A 23,419-nucleotide genomic window follows, 5' to 3' on the forward strand; every position below is an offset into this window, starting at 1 on the left:
CGCGCGCAAGCTGAGGAACCGCGTCTATTTCCAATCAGCGACGAGTCCGTGCGAGGCACTGCGCGAGAGCGACACTCATCAACTCTTCAGCAGGGCAGACCTAGACGCCGCCGGCTCCCGCCGCCACGCTGGTCTGACCTCCCCCGCCGGGGCCGCAGCCACCGTGCGTCTTGCATCCAGAGGACGTTCGCTGGGTTTGGCCGAGCGGCGCAATTGACGCAACGCGGCTCCAAGAGCGAGCGGCAAAGCGGGTTCGCTCGTCCGTCGGGACGGTCCTCGGCGCTCGAAGCCACAAGCCAGCGAATTCCTCGCGCCCCTGCTCCGCGCCACCGAGAAATGCCCGGCATAGCCGAACCGACCTAGTTCTACGATCGGGCGAAGGACCCCACACCTCGTCCGCCGACAAAGGACTTCCCCGATGACGCTTGCTGCGTGGCTCCAGCGAATAGCCGCCTCTCCCGGTTTCAGCGAGTTCTCGCGCCGCATCGACAACGCCCGACGTGCCTACCGGCAGTGGGCCTATGAGAATCGGGACCAAATTGCCCTCGCCGTCAAGAAGCTCGACATCGGCATCGCGTACTACATCACGCCCCTGCGCGATTTTCCGGTGCGGTATGCGGCCCTCGTCGTGCCCGATGCGATCGAGCCGATCGTCGCGAACGGCTGGTATCCCGACCCTGACGATTCGCTGGGCGGTCTCCACTTGCTCGCGGAAGTCTTCGACGAGGAAGCCGCTTGCGGGAACGACGAGCCGACCGGGACGGCTTCTGAGTCAAGCGAGGAGCGGCAATCCGCCGACGATCTGATGAGCGAGAAGACCGGGGACAAGCTCGACGGCATCGAAGCGGACCTCTGCGAAGCATTCCCGTCGAGGTCCCCGATACTGCGCGAGGCCTTCGAAGCGCACCGGCAGGCAAAGTTCAACCTGTCCGTGCCGGTCCTGATCGCGCAAGCCGACGGCATCTGGCACGACCGGTGCAAGAAGTCGGTCTTCACCCATAAGCGCAAGAGCGCCGTCGATGAGATGCTCATAAGGCCGAGAGCGCATACCGCCGCACCGCTGGCGCAAGCGCTCCGCGGCGACGACTGGCCGCTGACGCTCAACGAAGGCAAGCGCCAGCGCATTCCCGACTTCTCCCAGTTGAACCGGCACCAAGTCCTGCACGGCGAGACCACCGACTACGGAACCGAATTGAACAGTCTCAAGGCAATCTCGTTCATCAGGTTCTGCAGCTTCGTGCTGTCCGACATGACAGAGGACGCTGAAGCCGGTACGGGTTTGCGTGCAGCTTAATCGTTGATGCTCAAGCAGCGCTCGCTGACGCGGGGCACCGGCCCGACACTCACAACCGACCGGCGACGTGAATCGCCGCGATTCTCACCAGTTCAGTTGGGGAGGGTCTCGACGGTCGGGATCGCATACGCGACGTAGAACCAGACCTGAGCCGGCACGCACAGTACGGCGACCACGATCACGGACCGCCGGCGAAACAGCAACGACAGCCCCTGGGTCGCGGCGATCGTGACTGCGATCACTGCCCATCCCGCCGCGTACCGCTGCTCGCATATCGCGTCCCAGTCGGAACCGCAGAACGCGCTCGCGAACACAAATCCGCCGGGCACCCACATCAGGATCAGCGCACCCAGCGTCCAGGCGGACAGGGCCGCTGTAGCCCCGAAGCGTTGAGCGGGCCGCTCGGCGTGGAGCGGGGGTGGCGGGACCGGACGAGGCCGCGGGGCCTTGCCGGGCTTGGGTGCCATCAGACGGGCTTGCTGGCGGGCGGAGGCGGCTCGGCTCGGGGCATCTCCAGCACAGCAGTACCACTCCGAGCGCGGAGGCCTGCTCAGCCAGCTTGTGATCTTGACCTCGGTATAGCGTCACGCAAACGAGGTCGCAGCGAACCTCTCCGAGTTCACGATCAGCGCTGGCCCGCTTGACGAGACGAAAGCTCGACTCCGCCACGCATCCATGGCGGGGAGCAGGGCGCTGGCCCTTGGATGGCGTGAATCGCGGCCGCTGAGATGAAGCGGCGGAATACGGCCGTATCTCGGTGCCCCCAGGAGCGCGGGCATCCGGTGAGTCGGGCTGAGGCCGCTATGTCGGTTCGGCCTTCGTCAACTCGCTGCCATCGACCCAGCGTGCCAAAGTGCTCAGCGCGCCGAGTTGCTCCAGTGCCTGTTGCTCGGTGAGGTCGGCCTTCTTGTGGGCGACGAGATTGCGGAAGCCTTGGAAGCATGCTTCGCCGAGCCTCATCGCTCCCATGTGGGCGGACTTCCAAGTGTCGGTGTCCTCAGGATCGATGTCCGGCAAACGCAGTCGTGGCGTGTCGGCGGTCGGTTCGCTCGTTGAGAAAGCCTGCTGGTACAAACTGACGCCGCTGAGGTCTTTCCGTCCCATCTTCACCTGGGTCTTTTGGTTCAGCACTTCGGCAGCCGCATGTACGGCGTCGTCGTAGTAGCCGTCGTCCCAGCGTCCCTTCGCGGCATCCCACACCCACTCGTGGAGACCGCTCGCAGCGAGCACGGGACCCGAAGGACCGAGGATTCGCCGAGCATCGTCGGCGTAGTCGATGTAGCCGATCAGCAGGTCCGCGGCTTCGAGACCGTCGCTCATGTCATCGAAGTCCCAGTACGACTTGAGGCCTTCAAGCCTGGGCAGCAACGAAGGATCAAGCCGTTCGGCGATCTGCCGAATAAGCGGCAGCAACTGAAGAGCGGCTGAACGGCCAACCTCGTGCTCGGAATTGTCCTCGTTGGCGCGGGCATCGTGGAGCCAGTCACGAAATTGCTTGACCCGCTCCAACGCCAATTCATAGTCGTCGAGCGTCACCACCCAAGTCTCTCCTTCTGCCGGAACAAGACGATCGTAAGGTCGAAACCACAGAACGCGCGAAGCATGCACTCAGTTCTCGTGCTCGTCCAGCGTGCCGCGTGCACGGCCTCGGGCGAGCCTGAGGATGATGGCACCGACGACGTGCACAGTCAGCCACGCGTCCTCGCGAACGGCGTTCCCTTCCCCGGGATGGGCGCTACCGAGGTTGCCACGATCCGCTGTCAGCCAGCCCTCCAGCGGCTTGTCGTGTTTCGCCAAGAGTCCATTGTCGATCGAGGCTGCAATTTGCTTTGAGAGCTTGTCAGAGCCTTCGCCACAGCCGAGTGCAGCCAATACCGATTGCAGCGCTGTGCACGCCTTGGTGATGGCTTCGTCGGGCTGGCCGTGCTGGATCGCCCTGAGAGCCTCTCGGTATGTGGAGTCGGCGTCAGCGAAGGCTCGGTCGCCGGTGAGGAATTTCACCGTGGGGACCAGAATTTCTTGGTCCGCAATGCTGCCGCTGCGCGGCAGAAAGTCCCCGTCCACGAAGACGAAACCGATCCGGTGGTCGTCCAGGATTTCAGTGATCCGGTCCCGGAGCAACTCGCGCGAACGGGGACCTCTCTTGATGAACTCCTCATCCCTGACCGCCTGCCAGCGCCAGAAACCCTCGATCAAGCCCAAGATGACCGCCGGCGACACGTCCGGGTCCCTGATGCTGTCCACGAAGTCATCGACACTCTGGCGGCCGAACAACTCGGGCACTTCGGCCACCCGGCTCACGACCCCCGCGGCGTCAGAGACCTCCTGGGTGATGGCACTCAACAACCTTTCTGCGTCGCGGCCGTCCCTGTCGTCCCAGAGTTGGTCTCGTACGCATGCAGCGAGTTTGTTGCGTGCCGTCGCGTCCAGCGCCTCGGTCCACAGGCTCACGCCTGCAGCCTCTCGCTCGGCCATGTCGCGTCGAAGCTCCTGTTTCGGAAAGGGCACCCATGGCTGCTCGACCGGATCGGTCATGACTGACAAACAGCTTCAGCCACGACCCCGTGGAACTGCTCAGCCACCGACGTGGCCAGCATGACCGCGGTCAACGACCGGCACGTCGAGAAAACGCCTGGTTGGCCCGCAGCATGGACAGTTGCGTGCCTGGAGAAGCCACGAGGAGGCGGCCTCCCGCTCTCCGGCGACCATCGCACGAGTGCTCGGGCGACAGGCTGGAGGGCCAGCCAACAGCGCAGCCTGCCAATCGGCACACGGTCCAAGCACGCGCCGGTGAACTCCTTGGCTGACTGTGTTCGGAGCCTCAGCGCGACGCTCTCGATGACGCCCGCCGCGAGCGCCTGGGCAGCCGACGTGTACCCATCGGAGAACGCTTCGACTGCCTCGCTGCACAAGCCGACCAGTTCGCCGCCGAGATCGTCGAGCACGACGCGGCAGTCGTCCATGATCTCGTCGCTGCGTTCCACGAGTACTTGTCGACGCGCAGACGCATCGGGTGCCGCCAGAAGCTTCTGGACGATCTCCGCACGCGGAACCCCGCACACGGCGATGCCCTCGACTCGCGCTATCTCCGCCACCGCGTCGAGAGACGGCAGGCTGCGCAGATTCGGCGGGTAGCAGTCCTCCAGCCGCTTCCACAAGTCATTGGGCGAGCGCGTCGAAGCAACGATGGAGGCTTCTTCGACTGAGCGGCCGAACCTCGCGACAGGCGAGAGGTCGAGTCGCAGGCCCGACTGGAGCCTGTACACGCACGAATCTGCCGCTGCAGCGATGTCGTCCACGAACCCCTTGGACGTTGCGGCCATTCGGGTCAACCCCCGACTCGCAGCAATCCCCGCGTCGAGGCGCCCCGCTGCGCTGATCGACCTCGACCATGAGGCTCCGAGTTGTCCGCTCTCGGCGAGTCCGGAACTGAACGCTGCGACACGAGGAGTTTCACGAGCGAACGCCGTCACTGCCCGCGCCGTGTGATCCAATCCGAGGACAGCGCGAAGCGATAGCGCCTCAGCCATCCCGCGGTGGCCGTCACGACTGGACCAGCTATCAGCCATGCGGTCGAGTATGTCCCGACCCCACCAATGCGCCAACCCGGAACGACACATCTGTCATTTCGAGATCGTTGCTTCCGCGGCGCACAAGGCCCGCAGGCGCTGCTGCTGCTCCAGAACCAGCACGATCAGTGATCGCGCCACCGCATCGTATTCTGGCCACATTCTCGCAGACCATCGATAATGCGCGACTCTTCGGGAGCAAGTGTAGGGAATCCCCGAATGGCACCCTGAACCCGCGGATCAGGCGAAATACCTGTTGCGCCGCAAGGTCAACGCAATCGCCGGATCGCCTTTTCCCCGACAGCGTTTCGGCAGCGATCCCGACCGGCCAAGCAGTCGATGTGGCCCCTCCATGCTCGCAGACGAGTCAAACCGCAACGCATTTGGGACTCACGGCGCCCTGCCGGCCCCGAAGTCGGCCTGACCTGCACAAGTGCCGGCCCCGAACGAACCGCGTCGTGTCCGGGGCAGAACGCAAATGTGGACCACCCGCTCGTCCCGATGTGGAGCCTCAAGTGCGGCACTCGTGAAACAGCCGTGACCTGCGAGTCCGCCTGCTTGCGAGCCATCCGCAGACTTCCACCGCGGGCGATATTGACTCAGCCACAAGGTGCGCGCCAAGTAGGTTCAGCGGCCCGACCCGAAGGAACCCGCGCTATGTCCGATGACCACATGAAGACTGCTCTCAGCCTCGTTCATGACCGCCAAGCTCGAACGGCCAAGTTGAGCGAGGTGGTTGAGCGACACCCGAATCTGAGTCGCAAGGGGCTTGAAGAATCCGATGTCGGCATGGTCGACTGGGACCAAGAAGAGCTGCGGCGGACGTTGTTGTGGATAGCCGCTTGTGAACCTCATCCGCATACGGAAATCGGTCGTCACAGCTACTCCTACAAGCATCGTGCAGAGGACGCGACCGGTGCTTACGTTGCCAACGGCTCGCTGATATGTGCAGCGTTGATGTGCGAACTTCTGGTCGTGCCGATCGCAGGATCGCTGAATGCGGACATCGGGTTGAAGTCCCCGGTGCTGACACCTGCCAGAGACCATCTCATGGCATGCCAAGCGGCGGATTGCGAAGGGGCGTGCTTGCTGCACAATCGCGTCGCATCGATTCGGGCGTACCGGCACCCGACTCTTCGAGAGTTGGTCGGGCGAGCCGGGTTCTATTGGGATGAGTTGTCGCCACGGGTGCAACGGGACCTCAAGGCCGAGCACGAAGCCGATCCGTACAGGGCAATCGAGGACGACGTGAGCGGTCTCTACTCTCGCCTGACTGAGATCGCTCCAGAGGCACACGAGGCATGGGCCTGGTGCGCCGATTGCGAAGAGCACCACTGCTGGCCGTGCGGTGAATCACCGATTGGCATGTTCGTCTTGCCATCGCTCGCCGCCTAGGTGCGACACACGCAACCCGACAACATCGACCGTCTCGACCGGCCGCGATGTCGCAATTGGAGCCGACACTCTCGATGAGCGCAGCGGAGCCGATTGACCCAGACACGCATTCTCAAGATACTGCTCTGACCAGCGGAAACGGGTTTCGAACCAGCGCCCTCGCGGTCGTGACCGGCGTGAGTCGCAAGGAGCGGCATCGATGTCGCTCTCGGGGCGATTGGAGCGGCGTGTGAGTTCGATTGCCTGGACGGCGGTGGTGGTCGGGGGATGGTTCGTGCTGAATCTGATCGGCACGCTCGTCAACCGAAGCGATGAACGGATCGGCAGGTTCGTTCGGATTGAGCAGTCAGGCGATGTCCCCACGCCGTCGGACCAACGCACAAGTCGTCTCCGGGGCGTCCGAGACACCAAGACCAGCGGCAAACTGACAGTCCACCACCCCGACTGGCTGCGACCCGCAGTGCGTGCTCTGAACAACATGCGAGCGCAAGCGCCGTACTTGGCTGCGACGATGGCGTTGGCGTGGTGGATCGAGCGGATGTGGTCCTAGGCGGGCGGTCGTCCTCGGCTTGCAGCAACTGGCGCGCAAACGCACTTCGCTAGCCCTCGAAGCCCCCAAGGACATGCAGCCAGTAGCGAGTGGCACCGTGAACCCGCAGGTCAGCCTGAGTGCCTGTTGCGCCACGAGGGACCGCAGCGAACCCTCCATCGGCTGCGTCCCGCCGCTCAGCACTACAGTCCGCGATGATCGCGACTACTAGGACGCTAGGCATGACGTCGAAACGCATCGATCCCTCGGACAACGAAGCCGCTACGGAATCTCCGTGCCCGAAGTGCGGATCGGTGATGGTGCGCCGGGTCGCGAAGCGAGGCGACAACGCGGGGAACGAGTTCTGGGGCTGCTCGACGTTTCCGAAGTGCCGCTCAATCGTGCAGATCGCAGAACCCGAACCAGAGGCTTCGCCGGACGCGGATGGAACCGATCCGGTGTGCCCGTTCAGCAGCCCGCCGCCCGATCCGCCCAAGGGACTGCTGAAGCGGGCCGTCTCCGCGATGGACGGCATCTGGCGTTTCAACCTCGAACTTGACGAGCCGGACGCGAACGACCGCTGGGACCGTGAGCACCGCCGCAAGGTGCTCAACTACCTGCACATCCGCGACGGCGAGCGCTGCGGTCTGTGTGGCGGCAAGATGAAGCTGAAAGGCGCACAAGTCGAGCACGTCGTGCCGAAACGGTTCGCGGTGTTCGAACTCACCGCCGAAGGCGAAGCCCGGCAGGGCACGTACTACACGAGCGTGCTGCACGGCATGGAGAACCTCCAAGTCGCACACCAGCGATGCAACAAGTTCAAGGGCAACAAGCCTGACATCCGCGAATGGCGGCACCCGAGCATGCCCCGACTCGTAGTCGCCAAAGCCCAAGACGACCGGGTGCTGATGCTGCCGCCGCAAGAAAGCGTGTAAGCGGCGAGTCGCCAGGTGCGCCAAGTGCACTGTCGATCTCATCACCGACCTCGTACCGGTCTGCCCGAACTGTCACGCCACGCTGCACCGCCATCCCGACAAGCCGTGCAGCGCGGAGGAACTGCGGCGGCTGATGGGGGAGGCGAAGCAGGCGTGACCGCATCACCGGTGACGGACCGGCGCGCTCTCATCGGGCTGTGCGGCGCGGTCCAGAATCTGCTTGTTCGCGTTCGCGAATCCTTCGGTTCGCGTTCCGGAACCAGTCCGATCGCGGTGCGGTTTGGGAGAAACCGCGAATTCGAGGACCGAGCTATTGTTTCTGTTCGGCGCTCTGACCTGCATGAACGGCTGTCAGAATCATTCCGCGCTCGTCCCTCTACAGGAAGAGTCACGCGGCTAGCGTCACGGCATGGACGAAGCCACCGACGACGCACTAGCGCACATCGCTTCACACCTGCGATCCATCGCAGACGAACTGGTCGGCGTCGAACTCGGAGCACAAAACGTGATCCCCGAAGCAATCGTGTGGGCCGCGGCGTACAGCGACGATCCTGCTACGAACTCCACGACACGAGCGAGTCGTGCGAAAGCGGCGGTGGAGCAGTGGCGTGAGTGGCAGGAAGCAGATTTTCAGGCACGCGAGGGCAGCTAAGCCGCGGCTAGCTGTAATGCCCCCACAGGTTGTTGACGCGGCTGGCGGGCCAGCGTCAGCAGTCGGTGCTCTGGTCGGCTTGGCGAGGTTCCGCCTTCCGGTATATCAGGCCTCGTCGCGGTGCTTGTCGCGTATAGCGTCGCAGATGATCTGCGGCATGAAGCGTCTCCACAGGGCACTGCTTTCACCGTGGCGGTGGAGGTGGCATGCACAGACCGATGCGTCGAGCGCATCGAGATCGGCCTGAATCTTGCAGGCGTCCTTGATCATCGTGTCGTGGACTCTGTTCTGTACGGATTCACGCAGCGCCCGAGTCTTGAGCGCCAGTTGGTTGTCGGCGTAGGCGTCGAGGCGTTGATGCCAATTGGCCTGCTGCTCGTGGGTGGCGTTGTCGAACGTTGCGATGCGGTCTTGTAGCGCGCGCCAGTGCGTGCCGCGGCCCTCGCAGAGTTCCAGCACGGCTCGTGTGGTGGGTTCTAGCGCTGGGGGTTCGCAGATCATCCACTGGCTGGCGAACAGGCCGAATATCCCCGCCATCGGCAACGTCTGTAGGACGTCGTGTTCGATGCGCTCAGGCTCAATCTCTACCTGTGTTGGGGGCAGCCACATGGCGCCGTTGATCACCACACGCGGTGCCAGAGGCATCATGAACCGTGCGGCGACTGATTCGCGTGGACCCCAAATCTTGGTGTCGAATACAGGCACAGCGCCCAAGGTGATGGGCAAGTCGGATGGCAGCACCGTGAGCACGGCACCGCAGTCGTGGTAGTCGCGTGTGCTGTCCCAGCGTTCTTGGATCATGGCTTCGGCTTCGGCGCTGTTGGGCGTCTTGCGCGAGTCGGCGAATTGTTGTGCGAGCACGGCCAACGAGCGTGCGTGGTGGAGTCGGGCTAGGTCTATGAGCGGCGTGAGATTCTCTGGTTCGGACAGGAAGTCTCGTGCTGCCTCGTAGTCCGTCATTTGGGGGCCGAGCGAGTCCATCAGCCCATCGAGGGCGAGTTTTGCCGGGTTCTCGATGTCGTTGCCCCATGTGTCTTCCTGTTCTGGTGACGACAGGGAGCGCAGCAGGTGAAGTTTGTCGGCGGGCACGATTGCGCTGTCACGGTGGTACGTGCAAACCACCCCGACATCGCCGTTCTCGTCGGCCCATCGCTTGATCAGGAACTTGCTGATGTAGTGCTGACGCCGTGGTCTGGGCACCGCGTGAAGCTAGCCGTGCCATGCCGAAATCTTCGCTGTCACGAGATGCATGCTCCTTCGTCCGCGTCCGATGAGCCGCCGAACGCCCGGTGGCGCTGCGTTCCAACGCGGCGCAGGGAGAACGGAGAGTGGAGGCCGCGCGTCGTTCTGCACGACCTCGGTCTCGTCTGGGAGGACACCCCCGATCAACGAGCGCGCGGCACCGTCGAAATCGCGTGTGCAGGCGGGACGTCTTGCACCTACGGCTACTCCATGCCCGTTCTCATGCCCACATTTCGAGAATCCAGCGCACCGCGGGAATCAGCACGATGGCTACGCCTACAACGGTCATCGCTGCTACTGCGATCGTGAATTTCTTGATTGATTTCTGCAGTCTTACGTTCTCGCTTGCGCCGATCAGGGTGCCGATTTGCGTGGCGCGTTCTCGGGTGGCTAGTTCGAATTGCTGTAGCCAAGAAGCCTTGTCGTGGATGTCCTCATGCCGTCGGTCGGCCATTGAGACGGACTCTTCGCCTTTCCTTGGCTCGACGGGGATGAATGTGGGCACGCTGTCACGGAACAGCCGCCGGGCACCGGCATGCTCGGCGAGTTCAACTGCGACAGCAGTCACATCGGCCGCAGCGAGCATCTCGTTCTCGATGTCCTCCAGCACTGCCGCGGCTCGGTCCCGTGACTTGATTTTCTGCAATTGAGTGTTGCGTGCTTTGACTATTTGGGTCGTGCATTCGTCAATCAGCACAGTGATGGCCCAAGCCAAGACGACCTCTCCTGCCTCCAACTCGACGTCTTGGACGCGAGCGGACCTGCTCGATTCTGAATCCTCGCCCATCGCGGCTGTCAGTTCGTCTTCTCGGACCGCCATGGCAGCGTGATGCTGAGACCCGAAAATGGTCCCAAACCGCAGTCCAGCGGTGTCAGCGCTCTTCCACGCATACCAACCGATGTCGATTCCGAGCAGTCCCATGAAGTGGCCCATCGAACCTTCACGCTCAACTTGGGTCGGGAACGGCACAGCCTGACGTGTCGTGATGAGTTCACAGGTCGGCACTCTGCCGTTCTGCGTTCCCGACGAGAAGACTCCCGGAAACTGGTCCCCGAACCAGTCGGTTATGGCCGCTGCGTGTTCATCTCTCAGCCGCTTCAGATCATCCTTTTTCTGATTCGCCGGGTCATAGACGGTGTAGCCCAGACCCTTCGGAATCAGGCTTGATTCACGATCCTGTTGCAGTACTTCGTGAATGGACTTCGAGTGCTCGTCGGTGAGCACGAATCCCACTACCAGCGCTGTCAACGAAGCGCTTACCGAGTGCATCATGGCTTTGGCGTACCGAAACTGCTCTGGCATCGGCACTCTGTACTGAGCGCCGATGGCATAGATCATCTCCTCGGTCGGAGCGAAGGGGTCCAAGTTGAGCCATCCGCCGCTGAAACGCGAAGGGCGCAGACTGCGCAGCCAGTCAGCGGGATCGTGGCGCGACACGCCTTGCCACGGCATGTCACGAGCAAGCCGCTCGAATGAAGATACGAGGCCGTCGAAATGCGACGGCGTGTAGAACTCGACGCCCCAAACGCAATGGAGGTCGACACGCTCGCCTTCGGGTACTGAAGATGATTCGTTCCACTTCGGGTCGATGGCGCGCCAACGCTCCACTTCGGCTTCGTCCTCACTTAGGTGAGGCGCGGTCAGTGGCTCCTTGCGAATGACGAGCCTCTTGAGTCGTCCTTCACGAGTTGGAGTCTCGTCGCTCGTGCTCATCGGTGCTGTCAGTTCCGTCCGCAGGACTCAGCCCGACAAGCCGTCAGGGCGACAGCGACGCTACCCGCGCGACGAGAGCTGCCTACGGCAACGTCGAAGCAAGCCGCGGTGAGACCCGGCACCCTCCCGGCGAGGCGCATTCCCCCAATCTGGCCGGCAGATTCCCGCCTCAGCTACTGCCCCGTGCGATCCCAGCTTCGGCGAGAAGGCCTGTCGGCACGCATGCTTCCCGCCAGGTCGCGTAGTGGGTGCGCTTGCGCTGCCCGTAGCTGGCGGCGTGGGCGATGAATCCGTCTTCGGCGGCGAATCGGCTCGATGCATCCCCAGCAGCAAGACCACTCGGAGCGTAGGAACCGAACAACGAACAGGGGCTACGAAATCCCGGGTTCGCCTTGTCCCCGACAGCGTTTCGGCAGCCATCCCGACCGGCCAAGCAGCCGATCCGACCCCTCATAAGTCAAACCGAAACGCATTCGGGATTCGCGGCACCTAGCTGCCGTCGGCAATCTCTCGGGACTCGGCGGCGGCGGCGCTGAAGATGCCGATCGACATGAGCGAGCGCTCGGCCATCCGTCGAGCATCGTAGATCTCAGCTCGAGTGCCGTGCAGGCTGACGGAGGTCGGGTCGGATGCCACCGCCAGCTCGATCAGGTGGCACGCCAGCTTGAAATCGCCCTCGTCGACCAATTCCTGCGCCCGTGCTGCGATCACCTCAGCACCACCGCCGAGGCGCACCAACTCGCCGGCAAGCTCAGCCTTGGGCGACGGCTTGAGATACGCCGGGTCGAGATCCCACCAGCCCCCGTACTGGCGCCAGATGTTGCGGATCACGAACTCGGGCTCGTCGTCGACGGGCCTCATCCAGGGGCGCTCTAGCCACTCCGCTGGCAGCGAAACGCTCTGGAGGATCTCGTCCAGCGACGCGCCCTCGTTCATGAGGTCGATCGTCTGGCTCACCAGCGTCTCCAGATGGACTGCGTGGATGCCGTGGCGTCGTTCAGGGGGCGCACCGACAAGGAACGCGTATCGCTGTCGGTCAGGAACCGGAACTTCGCGACGCTCTCAGGGCTGCAACGCGCCAACACCCAACTGCTGGGCAACATACCCGACGACGCTGACGAAGCGACCGTCGCCGAAGCACGCAACTACGCCATCGACTTCTGGAACCGAGTGACGCAGTTCGTGGAGCCATGGTCGGAGATCGCGGCTGGAACGATGACCTCGATCGAAGCACGCCAGGAATACCTGTCCTCATACACGCTGGTGCTGTGGGCGCTCGGACGCGTCGGCGCTGTGCTGAGAGAACAAGGCATGAGCCTCGACGCCCTTAGCGCCCTCGCCGACGTGGACTGGCGTAAGCGCAATCCCGAATGGGAGGGCATCTGCATCCTCGGCAACAGCATCATCACCAGAACGTCAACACGTGACGCCACCGGCGAGCTTCTCAAGCACAAGCTCGGGCTTCGACCTGACGCTCCAGATGCAGTGCTTGAGAAGCTCTGAGCCGTCCTGCCCTTGTCGTCCGCGTTACGAGACACCAGTCCCGGCTGGTAACGCGGACGGACAGGAAATGGGGATTCTGTGTGGGTGCCGCGACAAGGAGGAACCCTCCGCACGGTCCACGAACCGGCGCACTCGCTCCGTAGGAGTGTCGCTACTGCGGAACGTGAATACGGCAACCGTTGCGGTCAAGCCAGTCGGCTGCGATCTCCAACAGCTTGCACTCGTACTGGCTCAGATGTCGCGTCCGCTCGTTGCCGTGACGCTCGACAAGCTCCAGCAAGGCTTCCGGCAGCGTCAGCTCTCGGTAAGCCTCGTAGGTCGCCACGCCGAGAACTTACCGGCAGCACTCATTGGGCACGAGGCGACCGTCATGGACGCGTCGTATCACGGTGACGAGCCTTGTGCGGCTCAGGCCTCGAGCTGGACGCCTCTGAACGGGCCGCCCGAGCAACGATGTCGAGAGTCTCGCTTCGCTCCTAGGTCGGCCACTCAAGCATGAGTAGACCGGCCGGCATGTTGAAATCGAGGCGGGCCGTGCTCAGGATGTCGCGTCCGAGCAATGACGGAATCCCAGCGGTCGCGTCGTCCGATGCGATTCTGGCGTCGACAACCTGAACCAGCAGTTGGTTGTCTTCGGTACGGAAGTACAACGCTGCCTCTTCGATGCCGTATTCAACAGGCGAGCCAGAAATGCCGTATGCGTCGCCTTGGTCTGAGAACGCCGTGTGTTCGGGGAGAGGACTGCCATTGGCGTCCAGCAGTCTTTGCCGGTCGGCCCAATGGATGGATGTGAAGTCCGCGCCGGTGTCCACCAGCAGATCCGTATAGGCGGAGACACCAAGTCGAGGCAATTCGACGAGTGCGACTGCGTACGGGCGCCGGTCTGATCTGCCGAAGTCGCCCTTTACGCGGCGCACCGGCTCCCTTCGGCAAGCAGCCAGATGGAATCCTCAACGCATGCATGGTGCAGGACAGCACAGCTGATGTCTTCATCGGCCTCGAGGAGTGCTGCCAATACGTCGTCCGCTGTGTCTCCGTGCGCTACGACCCGCAGGTGCACGATTCCGATCCACTGGTCCGGGTACTGCTCCTTGAAGCGTTCGCGGTTGTCCTCCAGGTAATTCTGGTCGGCTTTGAACTGGCGTTCGCCTTCAAGGACGGCCTCCAGACCGCCGACAGATTCAACCATCTCGCGAATTCGGTCCTCAGAAACGACGGTGCTCACCTGATCTCACCTCCGAATCGACACAGCAGGCGAGCATGGCGCCAACCAACCCGCGAGCGTCGGAGCCATGCCTGATGCTGGCCTGTTCCTCGCCTCTCACAACACGAGCCTACTGAAGGCACCGCCCACACCTCTGCCAGAGCCGGGAACATTCGGAAACGCAAGCAGTTGCGCGATTTTGACCAGCCCGGCGCGTTGGCGAATCCCCGTCAGCATCCCGATTGCACTGCAGTCTCGTCACACCTCGGTGTGTGGCACTTGACCACGCCGATCACCCCGCAACGACTCTGCGAAGCCATCGCCGGGGGAGCGCAGGACTAGTCACCCTCGGCGATATCGCGGGACTCGGCGGCGGCGGCGCTGAAGATGCCGATCGACATCAGCGACGACTCTGCCGCCCGTCGAGCCTCGTAGATCTCCGAACGCACGCCGTGCAAGCTCGCGGACGTCGGGTCAGCGTCTACGGCCAGCTCGATGAGGTGACACGCCAGCTTCAGATTCCCGGCTTCGACCAACTCCTGGGCCCGCGATGCGAACGCCTCGGCGCCGCCGCCGAGACGCACAACCTCGCCGGCAAGCTCAGCCTTCGGCGACGGCTTGAGATACGCCGGGTCGAGATCCCACCAACCCCCGTACTGGCGCCAGATGTTGCGAATCACGAACTCGGGCTCGTCGTAGACGGGCCTCATCCAGGGGCGCTCCAGCCACTCCGCTGGCAGCGAAACGCTCTGGAGGATCTCGTCCAGGGACGCGCCCTCGTTCATGAGGTCGATCGTCTGGCTCACCAGCGTCTCCAGCGACTCGGCCAGTGTCAGCAGCACCGTGCCGATTCGTTCACGGCCCCGCACCGGGAGGCCGTGCGCCGGGATCAGCAGCTCAGGTTCGAGGGCGTCCATGCGGCGCAGCGCCCGAGCCCACTCCAGCGGGTAGCGCTGCACCTTCTGGGGGTTGCCGGCGTTGGGAAAAACCCACGCCACGAGGTCGCCGGGGCAGATCGCCCGGTGCGAGGGCACCCACGCCCACGTGTGATCGTCGGTCTCGCCCTTGTCGTGGTGCAGCTCAAGGTCGAGCCCTCCCACCGACAGCGAGTCATGCGTGCGGTAGGTGCGCGTCGGCCACAACACATTGGATGGCAGAAAGCTGTCGTCGTCGAATGCGATGCCCACCCCGCGCTGGCGCAGCCCGAGTCCGAACTGGCGCCGGTTGATGATGAGGTTGTAGCCGTTGGTGGCGTTGTAGCGCTCGAAGCGCGGAATCACGTTGTCGTGCCCGACAACATCGGGCAAAGGCTGGCGGCGCTCGGCCGCATCGGCAGCGAGCGCACCGCTGCCGCCCACGTGATCGATGTGGCCATGGGTGTACAGCAGCGTGTTGATGCGATCCGCGGACCAGGCCCGCAGCGAGTCCACGACCGCCGCTCCGCTGAACGGCCCGCTGGCGTCCAGGCACACCAAGCCGTCGTCGGTGCCGAAGGTGACCATGTTGCTGAACGCCTCGATCAGGGCCACGTTGTCGTCGATCTCACTGAGTGCGTTGTCGACCCGCACGATCCGCTCGTCGGCCACGCCGGTGTCGATCAGCCGGCTCGACAGCTCGATGGGGTCGATGGTCTTCGATGTTGCCACGACACTTCCTTTCAGTTCGACGGCTTACGGTTCGACGGCTTCCGGTTCGACGGCTTCCGGTTCGAGTGACGGTCTGCGCTTCGTTCTCGATGGCCGTTCGGTCTCGGCCACTGATGCGTCAGTCGCGCAGCAAGTACGCCGAGTGCAGCACGTCGGGTCGCTCGATCAGGTCCTCGGCGCTGCCGTCGTAGCGAATCCGCCCGCCTTCGAGCACGTACGCCTTGGTGGCCAGCCCGAGGGCGACCTGCGCGAACTGCTCGATCAACAGCACAGCGACGCCGCTGTCGGCCACTTGGGCGAGCACTGGCGTGAGCCGCTTCACCACGATCGGCGCCAACCCCAGCGACAGCTCGTCCACAACGAGCACCTTCGGCCGCGACACCAGCGCTTGGGCCAGCACCACCATCTGCTGCTCGCCTCCCGACAGCAGGCGTCCGAAGTACTCCCAGCGACGGTCCAGTTCGGGAAACAGCGACCTTGCGTATTCGATTCCATCCTCGGCAGCCTCGGCGTCCAGCGAGTAGGTCGCCACCCGCATGTTGTCGGCCACGGTCAGATCGGTCAGCAGGCGACGACCCTCGGGAACCACCGATACCCCGGCGTGACGCACCCGCTCGGGCCGCCAGTTGGTGATGTCGACGCCCGCCATGGTGACGTGGCCAGAGCGCACCCGGGCCAGCCCGGCGATGGCGGCCGCAATGCTTGACTTGCCGGCACCGTTTGGCCCGAGCATCGTCGTGATCTCGCCCGGCGGCACTTCGATGGCAACGTCGTGAACCACCGGCCGCCCGCCCCGATCGACGGTCAGATCGGTGAGTACCAGGCTGCACCCCGCGCTGGCGGAGACGGCGGCTTCAGCCACAGTGCCGTCAGACATCGTCACGTCTCCTCGTCGCCGACGTAAGCGGCCAGGACCCGCTCGTCGCGCAGCACTTCGGCAGTCGGCCCGGCGGCAACGAGTCGGCCGAAGTCGAGCACCGCCGTCCACTCGCAGCACGCCTGCACCAGCGACATGTCGTGGTCGACCAGGATCACGGTGGCACCTGTTCGTCGGGGAACATTGCGGATGATCGCGGCCAGCTGCTCAGTCTCCTCCTCGGGCAGACCTGCTGCGGGTTCGTCGAGCAGAACCACCCTCGGCTCTCCCACGATGGCCCGCGCAACCTCGATGAAGCGCCGGTCGCGCTGTGGCAGCGTGCGCACTATCTCATCTCGTACATCGGTCAACCCGACGAATGACAGGACGTCGTCGACCGCATCTTGCCGTTCGGAGCGCGAACCCCCAGAGGCGTGCTCGTGGACTGTCCGCACGTTCTCGTACACGGTCAGGCTCTCGATGGTCTGCACGGTCTGAAACGTGCGTCGCACCCCCCAGCGCGCTCGCCGGTAGTCGGTCATCGAAAGCAGGTCTACGTCGTCGATCTCGACGCGGCCAGCAACCGGCGTCACGAAGCCCGACAGCACGTTGAACAGCGTCGTCTTGCCGGCGCCATTGGGGCCGATCAACCCGCACGTGCCGTCGGGAAACGTGAGCGTCACCTCGTCGAGCGAGCGGACGCCGCCGAACTGCACGCTCAGATCGGTGATCTCGATCACTCGAGCAGGCCCTTCTTTTCCATCGACTTCGTCGTCTGGATGAGGTTGATCATGAGACCGATGCCGAAGATGGTCAGGGCGAAGTCGTTCCAGAACTGGTGACCGATGACGTTCTGGGTCAGGAAGTCGAGCATGATCTTGGCGAAGAAGGCTGCAAGCAGAGCACCCCACAGCGAGTTGATGCCACCCATGAGCACGACCGCGATGAGGAGCAGCGCGGCCTGCCGGTTGAACTGGTTGATGCCGATCGAGTTCTGCACGTGGCCGGCGAACAATCCACCCGCCACGCCGGCCATGAACGCCGCGAGGCCAAACGCGATCAGCTTGTAGCGGGTGATGTCGATGCCTGAAGCCAGCGCGGAGGGCTCGCTCTGGCGCACCGACGCCCAGGCGCGTCCCGGCTTGGTTGCGAGGAAGGCCACCGCCACCATGAAGACGATGAAGGCAGCCACCACGGCGAACCGGAAGTAGGCAACGTCGGTCTGGGCGAAGGCCGGTCGCCGCACCGGCGTGATTGCAGTGAGCGACGCTGCGACACCGCGAAAGCCGCTGCCGCCGTTGGGCAGCTTCAATTGGAACAGGAGGATCTCGACCCCCACCGCCAGCATGAGCGTGACCAGCGCCAAATACAGCCCGCTGACTCGCAGCGCAGGCAGGCCGATGAGCACGCCGATGACGGCGGCGCCGATGCCGCCCACGATCATGAGCAACGGGTAGGGGACATCGGTTGCGAACGCCAGCCGAACTGTGATCCAGGTGCCAATGCCATAGGGGGCAACCTGGCCGAGTGACACCAGACCCACCCGGCCATACAGCATTCCCACGCTGGCTGCCACCATCGAGAAGATCGCCATCTGGGTGAAGTTGTGGATCCACGTAGCGTCGAAGAACGACGGCATCGCGAACATGGCGAAGACAAACAGCGCGATGACGATTGCCGGCTGGAATGCCCGATGCGACTGCACGCGCCCGGTAGTGCGCGCCATGTGAGAGAGCACACGCCCGACGGCGCTGGCCATCACGTCATCTCCCTGCCGGCCAGCACGACGGTTCGCCGGCGCGAGATCCACAAGATCGCAACCACTGAGATCACAACAGGGGTGAGCCGGCGGTAGGTCGCCAGGAATTGCAGATTTCCGTGGAACGGCGTCAGCACCGACTCAACCACGCCGATCAGGAGGCTGGCGCCGAAGGTGATCCACAGCGATCGCAGCTGGCCGACGATGGCGCCGGCCAATGCCGGGATCACGAACCAGGTGAGCGTGGCTTGGTCCATGCTCTTGAACAGCGACGGCAGCAGCAGGAACACGCAGCCGCACAGGATGCCCGCGCCAAACCATGCCATTGCCTCGACGCGCCGCACCGGGACGCCCAACAGGCCCGACGTCTCGCGGTTGTTCGCGATGGCCCGCATCGCCGTGCCGGTTTCTGTGCGCTTCAGGTAGATCCCCACGACAATCACGACTGCGAGAGCGAACAGCAGCGCCACTACCTGGGTGGTCGTCACCACTGTGCCGCCGATCTTGAACGTCGAGTTGGGGAAGTGCATGGAGCGCGGCTTGGAAGTGTCCCAGCGCTCTTTCATGATCCCCATCAGGAACAGCGCAAGCGCCACCGTGCCAAGCGACTTGGCGAGCGCGTCACGCCGGTCGAGCAATGGCGCCAAGAACCATCCGTAGAACAGGAAGATCAGCGCGCAAACGCCCACGAGCGCGGGGTACAGCAGGATCGCGAATCCCGATGCCCGGGGCTCGGGCAGGATCAGCGATCCGCCCATCAGCGACCACACGATGTGGACGCCCATCGAACCGATGGCCCCGAACGCCAGGTTCACCACACCGGTGGTGCGGTACAGGACGACGATGCTCGTCCCGGTCACCGCATACATCGCGCCGAATGCCAAGCCCTGGATGATGAAGGGCAGCAGTATCGAAGTGCCGGGCATCCGAAGCGATGTATGCGGTGTATTTCGGGTCGTAGAGAGGGCGGATCAGCCGCCGGAGCCCAAGCCGCCCGTCCAGTTGTTCGGCTCGTCCGCAGTGAGGCCGCCGGCCCGCTCCGCGTCGCGCACGGCGATGAGGATCGGATCGACCTCGGCAATCTCGAAGCAGCCGCTGTCGTCCACCATGCGGTCGACGCCGTTGGGCACCACGTTGTAGTCCCAGTTGTTGGGCACATTGCCAAGTGGCAGGCCGCCGAAGTACCACGGCTTGCACAGGTGGTCGGTCTCGAAGTTGGCGACCGCGCCGATCGCTGCGTTGACCGCTACCGGGTCGTCCAGGTCGGCCGGGTCCATTTCAAGCAGGGCGTGCACGAGGATCTGGCCGGCCACGAAGCCCATCTGCTGGAAGCTGCCGAGCGTCGGGTCGGGGTTGAACTGGGCCGTCACCTGCCGGTACAGCTCCACGTCCGGGCGAGGATCGTCAAGCAGGCTGAACTCGGCGTTGACGTTGATGTTGCCTTCCCAAGCAGGGCCGAGCGCAACCGCTACTGAGCTGTCGTTCAGTGGCGTGGACGAACCCCAGAGAACCCGGTCAATCAGACCCTGCTCCTCGGCGGCCTTCAGGATCTTCAAACCCTCCGGCGGCGTGAAGTTGAGGATCACCCCGCCGCCGTCGCCGGCTCGGTTGACCAGGTCAAGCACAATCGACGTGGCATCGGAGAGCGGCAGCTCGTGCTGCACGTCTTCCCACTCGAGACCATGTTGCTGGACGTAGATGCCAGCCAGCGAGTTGTAGTAGTGCGAGGTGGGCGTGATGCCAGTTGTGGTCACGACCTTGCCAGCTGCGCCCTTGGCCACCACTGCCTGGGCCGCACCGAGTGCCGAGTAGGCGGGTCCCATGTTGGTCGCAGCGATGTTCGGCGAGCTGAAGCACGCCGCCGGCACTCCTGAGACGATGACTTTGTAGCCCTGCTCCTCGTAGTAGCCGGCGTTGACCGGGCAGTCCAGGATCGAGAAGCCTCCAGCGAGGGCCACGACCTGGTCGGTTTCGACCAGCTTACGAGCAGCCGCCGCAGCGTCCGCAGGATTCAAGTTGTCGTTCTCCCAGACCATCTCCAGCGGGCGGCCGTGAATGCCGCCATTGGCGTTCACGCAGTCGAAGAACGCCTTCATCATGAGCGGACCCGTCGAGAAGTCGATGCCGGGAACGGAGGTGGTCACGTTGCCGATGACGATCGGTTCACCGGTCGCTTGCTGACCGTTTCCGAGACCGCACGCGAGATGGTCGCCTTCGGCCATGTCGTCGTCGGCCATGTCGTCGTCGGCCATGTCGTCGTCGGCCATGTCGTCGTCGGCCATGTCGTCGTCGGCCATGTCATCGCCGGAATCGTCGGCCATCGCCTCGGTGGCGGCAGGCGCCTCCGCGTCGTCCGCATCGGTGTCGTCATCGCTTCCGCAGGCTGCGGCTACGAGTACGAACACGAACGCGATTGATGTCAGTTTGCGAAGCATGGGTGCTCCCCCCTCCGTGTGGCGCCCGGGATCTCGCCCGGAAGGGAACCAGGCCTCTTTCGAGCCCGCGCCCCCAGCGAGCGAGATGTCGGACCCCGCCCAGCGCGGAGTATAAGTCGGTTTGAAGAATTGAGCCCACTCGGCAAATGTGCTGTATCTGGGGCGGTTGCCCGAGGAAGAGGAGCCAAGATTGCAGCCCACGCACTCGAGTTCTTACAGCCTGTCAAGGGGCACAACGGTTCAACGCATGGTGGGCTTGGCTACATTGCTGCCAGCGCGAAGCCAGTCAACGCGCAGCATGAGAAAAGCCCGATCGGGCAATACAAAGGGGAACCCATGGCCGACGCAGAATTCCGCCCGATAGCGCTCACCGACGACATGCGCATGAAGTTCAACGCCGTGTCGACCGCCACGCTGGCGGGCCAGATGCAGCGGCGGGGAATGCAGAACAGCTTCCTCAACGGGCTGCGGCCGCTCAACGAGGGGCAGCGAATGCTCGGCTATGCACACACGCTTCGCTTCGTGCCCAAGCGTGAAGACTTCGAGCGGCGCCATCAGGGACCGAACGCGCAGCGCCAGGCCGTCGAATCGATCGAGCCCGAAGAGGTGCTGATTGTCGAAGCCCGGGGCGAGCCGCATGCCGGAACGATCGGTGACATCTTCTCTATGCGAGTGAAGCAACTCGGCGGCGCCGGTTTCATCACCGACGGCGCGCTGCGCGACACGCCCGCCGTGGCCGAGGTCGGCCTGCCCGTGTACCACCAGTCGTCCCACGCCGCGACGCTTGGCCGGCTCCACACACCGCTCGATCACCAGGTGCCGATCGCCTGTGCTGGCGTCACCGTGCTTCCGGGCGACATCATCGTGGGCGACGGCGAAGGCGCCGTAGTGATCCCGGCGCTGCTGGCCCCCGAAGTCGCCAACGACTCCTACGCCCAGGAGATCGAAGAAGAGTGGGCCATCGAGCGGGTCGCTGCGGGCGAGAGCTCGATCGGCGTGTTCCCGATCGCGAAGGACCGGCGCCCCGAGTTCGAGGAGTGGCTGGCCAAGCGCCAGGGTTGAGCTGGCTGCGCTAGCCGGGCTGACCTAGATGATTAGTTCCAAGGGTTTAGTGGTCGTAGGCGGTGAGTGAGCGGCTGGGGCGTGTTCGGTGGTAGGTCTCGTTGTGCCAGATGGCGGCCGTGAGGGCGAGGAGCCGGGCGCCGATGCGCGCGGCGACGCCGGCTTTGGTGCGGCCTTTGTGGCGTTCGAGGCTGAGCTGGCCTTTGAGGGTCTGGTTGATCGATTCGATGATCTGGCGCAGGGGCCGCAGGAATCTGGCGCCGGGCCGTGGGGCCTCGGATCGGGTGGCGGGGCGCAGCACGGTGATGCCGACGTCGTTGAGGTCGGCTTCGAACGCAGCAGAGCGGTAGCGGTTGTCGGCGATGAGGGTCTGGCCCGGCCGGGCGATCCCGGCGGCGTCGATCATGTCGGCGCAGACGTCGCGTTCGTCGGCTTTCGCGCCGGCGAGAGCGAACGCGATCGGCAGCCCCGCCGGGGTGGCCACAAGATGCAGCCGCAAGCCCCAGAACCAGCGGGAATGCGACGCGCAGTAGCCGTATTGGGCCCATCCCGCGAGGTCAGAGCGCTTTTGGGTCTCGCGGCTGGTGCCGCACTCGACCGGGGTGGAGTCCACCAGCCACACGTCGTCGTGCCACGACTCGCACTCGCGTGCGAGCCATCCCATGACACGAGCGATCATCTCGGCGCTGCGCCGCAGCCGCTTGTTGTAGCCGTCGCGGTTGGGCAGATACGGGAACCACGGCCCCAGATGCGCTCTCGCGTAGCGCACGAACTGCGACTCGTTGTCATAGCCCAGCAGCGCCGAGATCACCGCCAAGGTGACCAGCTCCGCGTCCGACAGCTTCGGGGCGAACCCCACCACAGGCCGCCGCGGAGCCCACCCAGGGTTCTGCGCCAACAGGTCATCGATCCTCACATACAGTGCGGTCGCGAGGGTGTCCAAGTCCGGGCCCATGCTGAGAACCTCCAAGATCGAAGCGTGAATACACACCCCGAGCTTGGACACCCTCACCCCACAACCGGTGGACCCGACCCCTTGGAACTAATCATCTAGTTAGCGAGGGCGTCGGCGCCGGCTTGGGCCACCTCGGTGTCCTCATCGGCTGAGCCGCCTGAGGCGCCGATGGCCCCCACCAGGGCACCGTCAACGAAGATCCCGACACCACCGCCGAACACGATGAGCCGCGGCGTGTGCGTGATGCCGTGCACCAGCGCGGGTTCGTCCTTGATGAGATTCCACCAGTTGCCGCTGGGCATGCCGCCAATGCCGGCGACCGTGTAGGCCTTGTTGAGGGCGATGCCAGCCGACAGCCGAGGCGCGCCATCCATGCGGGCAGTGGCAATCGGCTCGCCTGAGGGGTCGGTCACGGCAATGCAGAACCGCCTACCCATGGCCTCGGCCTTGGCCAGCGCGGCATCGAGCGCCTTGCGGGCGCCTGCGAGTGTCAGTGAGCGGGTGTCAGCGGTGTCAGCCATGGCGAATTCCAGCTTCCGGTGGGGCCTCTTCTAGGTGAACCGCGCCGAGACTACGCTCCGGCTCGCACGCACAGCGCAGCGCATCGCCCTCCTGGGTGACCGGCCTGGGTGACCGGCCCGGGTGACCGGTCTGGGTGACAGAAACGGT

25 protein-coding genes are annotated in these 23,419 nt (G+C 64.2%); 7 read left to right on the plus strand and 18 right to left on the minus strand.

The window, feature by feature from the left end; translation table 11 throughout:
- Nucleotides 1-418: 418 nt before the first annotated feature.
- Nucleotides 419-1,294, plus strand: coding sequence for a hypothetical protein (locus ACOQPH_RS03095; protein ID WP_420623280.1), 876 nt, complete (start codon nt 419-421; stop codon nt 1,292-1,294).
- A gap of 92 nt (nt 1,295-1,386) precedes the next feature.
- On the opposite strand, the gene ACOQPH_RS03100 is transcribed toward ACOQPH_RS03095, so the two are convergent.
- The 4 genes from ACOQPH_RS03100 to ACOQPH_RS03115 all read right to left on the minus strand — a co-directional run bounded on the left by ACOQPH_RS03100 (nt 1,387) and on the right by ACOQPH_RS03115 (nt 4,617).
- Nucleotides 1,387-1,761, minus strand: a complete 375-nt coding sequence (locus ACOQPH_RS03100; RefSeq protein WP_420623281.1) for a hypothetical protein — start codon at nt 1,759-1,761, stop codon at nt 1,387-1,389.
- A 334-nt stretch (nt 1,762-2,095) separates the two neighbouring features.
- Nucleotides 2,096-2,830, minus strand: a complete 735-nt coding sequence (locus ACOQPH_RS03105) for a TIGR02391 family protein (RefSeq protein ID WP_420623282.1) — start codon at nt 2,828-2,830, stop codon at nt 2,096-2,098.
- Nucleotides 2,831-2,902: 72 nt separating this feature from the next.
- Complete coding sequence (locus ACOQPH_RS03110; RefSeq protein WP_420623283.1) at nt 2,903-3,829, minus strand: hypothetical protein; 927 nt, start codon at nt 3,827-3,829, stop codon at nt 2,903-2,905.
- The gene (locus ACOQPH_RS03115) at nt 3,826-4,617 is read right to left on the minus strand and encodes a hypothetical protein (RefSeq protein ID WP_420623284.1); all 792 of its coding nucleotides are present in this window, start codon (nt 4,615-4,617) and stop codon (nt 3,826-3,828) included. The genes ACOQPH_RS03110 and ACOQPH_RS03115 overlap by 4 nt, the downstream gene beginning before the upstream one ends.
- 918 nt (nt 4,618-5,535) lie before the next feature.
- On the opposite strand from ACOQPH_RS03115, the gene ACOQPH_RS03120 reads away from it, so the two are divergent.
- The 4 genes from ACOQPH_RS03120 (at nt 5,536) to ACOQPH_RS03135 (ending at nt 8,374) form a co-directional block, all read left to right on the plus strand.
- Nucleotides 5,536-6,258 carry a hypothetical protein gene (locus ACOQPH_RS03120; RefSeq protein WP_420623285.1) on the plus strand — a complete coding sequence of 241 codons (723 nt, stop codon included), beginning with the start codon at nt 5,536-5,538 and terminating at the stop codon, nt 6,256-6,258.
- 199 nt (nt 6,259-6,457) lie between these two features.
- Complete coding sequence (locus ACOQPH_RS03125; RefSeq protein ID WP_420623286.1) at nt 6,458-6,808, plus strand: hypothetical protein; 351 nt, start codon at nt 6,458-6,460, stop codon at nt 6,806-6,808.
- A 221-nt stretch (nt 6,809-7,029) separates the two neighbouring features.
- Entirely contained in the window at nt 7,030-7,722 is a 693-nt protein-coding gene (locus tag ACOQPH_RS03130) for a topoisomerase DNA-binding C4 zinc finger domain-containing protein (protein WP_420623287.1), read from the plus strand.
- Between the two features lie 409 nt (nt 7,723-8,131).
- On the plus strand, nt 8,132-8,374 hold the full coding sequence (locus ACOQPH_RS03135; RefSeq protein WP_420623288.1) for a hypothetical protein: 243 nt from the start codon (nt 8,132-8,134) through the stop codon (nt 8,372-8,374).
- A gap of 105 nt (nt 8,375-8,479) precedes the next feature.
- Here ACOQPH_RS03135 and ACOQPH_RS03140 read toward each other — a convergent pair whose 3' ends face one another.
- The 3 genes from ACOQPH_RS03140 to ACOQPH_RS03150 all read right to left on the minus strand — a co-directional run bounded on the left by ACOQPH_RS03140 (nt 8,480) and on the right by ACOQPH_RS03150 (nt 12,287).
- Entirely contained in the window at nt 8,480-9,574 is a 1,095-nt protein-coding gene (locus ACOQPH_RS03140) for a hypothetical protein (protein WP_420623289.1), read from the minus strand.
- 262 nt (nt 9,575-9,836) lie between these two features.
- Nucleotides 9,837-11,330 (minus strand): hypothetical protein, encoded by a 1,494-nt coding sequence (locus tag ACOQPH_RS03145; RefSeq protein WP_420623290.1) that lies wholly within the window; start codon nt 11,328-11,330, stop codon nt 9,837-9,839.
- Between the two features lie 489 nt (nt 11,331-11,819).
- Complete coding sequence (locus ACOQPH_RS03150; protein WP_420623291.1) at nt 11,820-12,287, minus strand: alkyl sulfatase dimerization domain-containing protein; 468 nt, start codon at nt 12,285-12,287, stop codon at nt 11,820-11,822.
- A 12-nt stretch (nt 12,288-12,299) separates the two neighbouring features.
- Here ACOQPH_RS03150 and ACOQPH_RS03155 point away from each other — a divergent pair, with 12 nt between their 5' ends.
- A complete protein-coding gene (locus tag ACOQPH_RS03155) occupies nt 12,300-12,833 on the plus strand; it encodes a DNA sulfur modification protein DndB (protein ID WP_420623292.1) in 534 nt (177 codons plus the stop codon).
- Between the two features lie 151 nt (nt 12,834-12,984).
- On the opposite strand, the gene ACOQPH_RS03160 is transcribed toward ACOQPH_RS03155, so the two are convergent.
- The 9 genes from ACOQPH_RS03160 to ACOQPH_RS03200 all read right to left on the minus strand — a co-directional run bounded on the left by ACOQPH_RS03160 (nt 12,985) and on the right by ACOQPH_RS03200 (nt 20,733).
- Nucleotides 12,985-13,158 (minus strand): hypothetical protein, encoded by a 174-nt coding sequence (locus ACOQPH_RS03160; protein ID WP_420623293.1) that lies wholly within the window; start codon nt 13,156-13,158, stop codon nt 12,985-12,987.
- 151 nt (nt 13,159-13,309) lie between these two features.
- The gene (locus tag ACOQPH_RS03165; protein ID WP_420623294.1) at nt 13,310-13,645 is read right to left on the minus strand and encodes a hypothetical protein; all 336 of its coding nucleotides are present in this window, start codon (nt 13,643-13,645) and stop codon (nt 13,310-13,312) included.
- A 92-nt stretch (nt 13,646-13,737) separates the two neighbouring features.
- Nucleotides 13,738-14,058, minus strand: a complete 321-nt coding sequence (locus tag ACOQPH_RS03170; RefSeq protein ID WP_420623295.1) for a DUF5678 domain-containing protein — start codon at nt 14,056-14,058, stop codon at nt 13,738-13,740.
- 317 nt (nt 14,059-14,375) lie between these two features.
- Nucleotides 14,376-15,683: an alkyl sulfatase dimerization domain-containing protein gene (locus ACOQPH_RS03175; protein WP_420623296.1), complete on the minus strand. Its 1,308-nt coding sequence runs from the start codon at nt 15,681-15,683 to the stop codon at nt 14,376-14,378.
- Nucleotides 15,684-15,801: 118 nt separating this feature from the next.
- Nucleotides 15,802-16,560 (minus strand): ABC transporter ATP-binding protein, encoded by a 759-nt coding sequence (locus tag ACOQPH_RS03180; RefSeq protein ID WP_420623297.1) that lies wholly within the window; start codon nt 16,558-16,560, stop codon nt 15,802-15,804.
- Between the two features lie 2 nt (nt 16,561-16,562).
- Nucleotides 16,563-17,279, minus strand: coding sequence for an ABC transporter ATP-binding protein (locus tag ACOQPH_RS03185; protein ID WP_420623298.1), 717 nt, complete (start codon nt 17,277-17,279; stop codon nt 16,563-16,565).
- A complete protein-coding gene (locus ACOQPH_RS03190; protein ID WP_420623299.1) occupies nt 17,276-18,265 on the minus strand; it encodes a branched-chain amino acid ABC transporter permease in 990 nt (329 codons plus the stop codon). Before ACOQPH_RS03190 ends, ACOQPH_RS03185 begins: the two co-directional genes overlap by 4 nt.
- Nucleotides 18,266-18,297: 32 nt before the next feature.
- Nucleotides 18,298-19,224 (minus strand): branched-chain amino acid ABC transporter permease, encoded by a 927-nt coding sequence (locus ACOQPH_RS03195; protein ID WP_420623300.1) that lies wholly within the window; start codon nt 19,222-19,224, stop codon nt 18,298-18,300.
- Between the two features lie 45 nt (nt 19,225-19,269).
- On the minus strand, nt 19,270-20,733 hold the full coding sequence (locus ACOQPH_RS03200) for an ABC transporter substrate-binding protein (protein WP_420623301.1): 1,464 nt from the start codon (nt 20,731-20,733) through the stop codon (nt 19,270-19,272).
- Nucleotides 20,734-21,069: 336 nt separating this feature from the next.
- Between ACOQPH_RS03200 and ACOQPH_RS03205 the strand changes: the two genes are divergently transcribed.
- A complete protein-coding gene (locus ACOQPH_RS03205; protein WP_420623302.1) occupies nt 21,070-21,795 on the plus strand; it encodes a hypothetical protein in 726 nt (241 codons plus the stop codon).
- Nucleotides 21,796-21,841: 46 nt separating this feature from the next.
- On the opposite strand, the gene ACOQPH_RS03210 is transcribed toward ACOQPH_RS03205, so the two are convergent.
- Entirely contained in the window at nt 21,842-22,750 is a 909-nt protein-coding gene (locus ACOQPH_RS03210) for an IS982 family transposase (RefSeq protein WP_420622806.1), read from the minus strand.
- Between the two features lie 95 nt (nt 22,751-22,845).
- Nucleotides 22,846-23,271, minus strand: a complete 426-nt coding sequence (locus tag ACOQPH_RS03215) for a GlcG/HbpS family heme-binding protein (protein WP_420623303.1) — start codon at nt 23,269-23,271, stop codon at nt 22,846-22,848.
- Nucleotides 23,272-23,419: the final 148 nt, after the last annotated feature.

The organism is Candidatus Poriferisodalis sp. (genome assembly GCF_965221945.1).
GTDB lineage: Bacteria > Actinomycetota > Acidimicrobiia > Acidimicrobiales > Poriferisodalaceae > Poriferisodalis.

What these genes read in the sequence shown, in the direction of transcription:
- ACOQPH_RS03190 (WP_420623299.1), bottom strand. Translation starts at nt 18,265, where the DNA reads ATGGCGCGCACTACCGGGCGCGTGCAGTCGCATCGGGCATTCCAGCCG.
- ACOQPH_RS03120 (WP_420623285.1), top strand. Translation starts at nt 5,536, where the DNA reads ATGAAGACTGCTCTCAGCCTCGTTCATGACCGCCAAGCTCGAACGGCC.
- ACOQPH_RS03145 (WP_420623290.1), bottom strand. Translation starts at nt 11,330, where the DNA reads ATGAGCACGAGCGACGAGACTCCAACTCGTGAAGGACGACTCAAGAGG.
- ACOQPH_RS03210 (WP_420622806.1), bottom strand. Translation starts at nt 22,750, where the DNA reads ATGGGCCCGGACTTGGACACCCTCGCGACCGCACTGTATGTGAGGATC.
- ACOQPH_RS03095 (WP_420623280.1), top strand. Translation starts at nt 419, where the DNA reads ATGACGCTTGCTGCGTGGCTCCAGCGAATAGCCGCCTCTCCCGGTTTC.
- ACOQPH_RS03115 (WP_420623284.1), bottom strand. Translation starts at nt 4,617, where the DNA reads ATGGCCGCAACGTCCAAGGGGTTCGTGGACGACATCGCTGCAGCGGCA.
- ACOQPH_RS03180 (WP_420623297.1), bottom strand. Translation starts at nt 16,560, where the DNA reads ATGTCTGACGGCACTGTGGCTGAAGCCGCCGTCTCCGCCAGCGCGGGG.
- ACOQPH_RS03215 (WP_420623303.1), bottom strand. Translation starts at nt 23,271, where the DNA reads ATGGCTGACACCGCTGACACCCGCTCACTGACACTCGCAGGCGCCCGC.
- ACOQPH_RS03125 (WP_420623286.1), top strand. Translation starts at nt 6,458, where the DNA reads ATGTCGCTCTCGGGGCGATTGGAGCGGCGTGTGAGTTCGATTGCCTGG.
- ACOQPH_RS03155 (WP_420623292.1), top strand. Translation starts at nt 12,300, where the DNA reads ATGGACTGCGTGGATGCCGTGGCGTCGTTCAGGGGGCGCACCGACAAG.
- ACOQPH_RS03205 (WP_420623302.1), top strand. Translation starts at nt 21,070, where the DNA reads ATGGCCGACGCAGAATTCCGCCCGATAGCGCTCACCGACGACATGCGC.
- ACOQPH_RS03100 (WP_420623281.1), bottom strand. Translation starts at nt 1,761, where the DNA reads ATGGCACCCAAGCCCGGCAAGGCCCCGCGGCCTCGTCCGGTCCCGCCA.
- ACOQPH_RS03110 (WP_420623283.1), bottom strand. Translation starts at nt 3,829, where the DNA reads ATGACCGATCCGGTCGAGCAGCCATGGGTGCCCTTTCCGAAACAGGAG.
- ACOQPH_RS03130 (WP_420623287.1), top strand. Translation starts at nt 7,030, where the DNA reads ATGACGTCGAAACGCATCGATCCCTCGGACAACGAAGCCGCTACGGAA.
- ACOQPH_RS03195 (WP_420623300.1), bottom strand. Translation starts at nt 19,224, where the DNA reads ATGCCCGGCACTTCGATACTGCTGCCCTTCATCATCCAGGGCTTGGCA.
- ACOQPH_RS03200 (WP_420623301.1), bottom strand. Translation starts at nt 20,733, where the DNA reads ATGCTTCGCAAACTGACATCAATCGCGTTCGTGTTCGTACTCGTAGCC.
- ACOQPH_RS03135 (WP_420623288.1), top strand. Translation starts at nt 8,132, where the DNA reads ATGGACGAAGCCACCGACGACGCACTAGCGCACATCGCTTCACACCTG.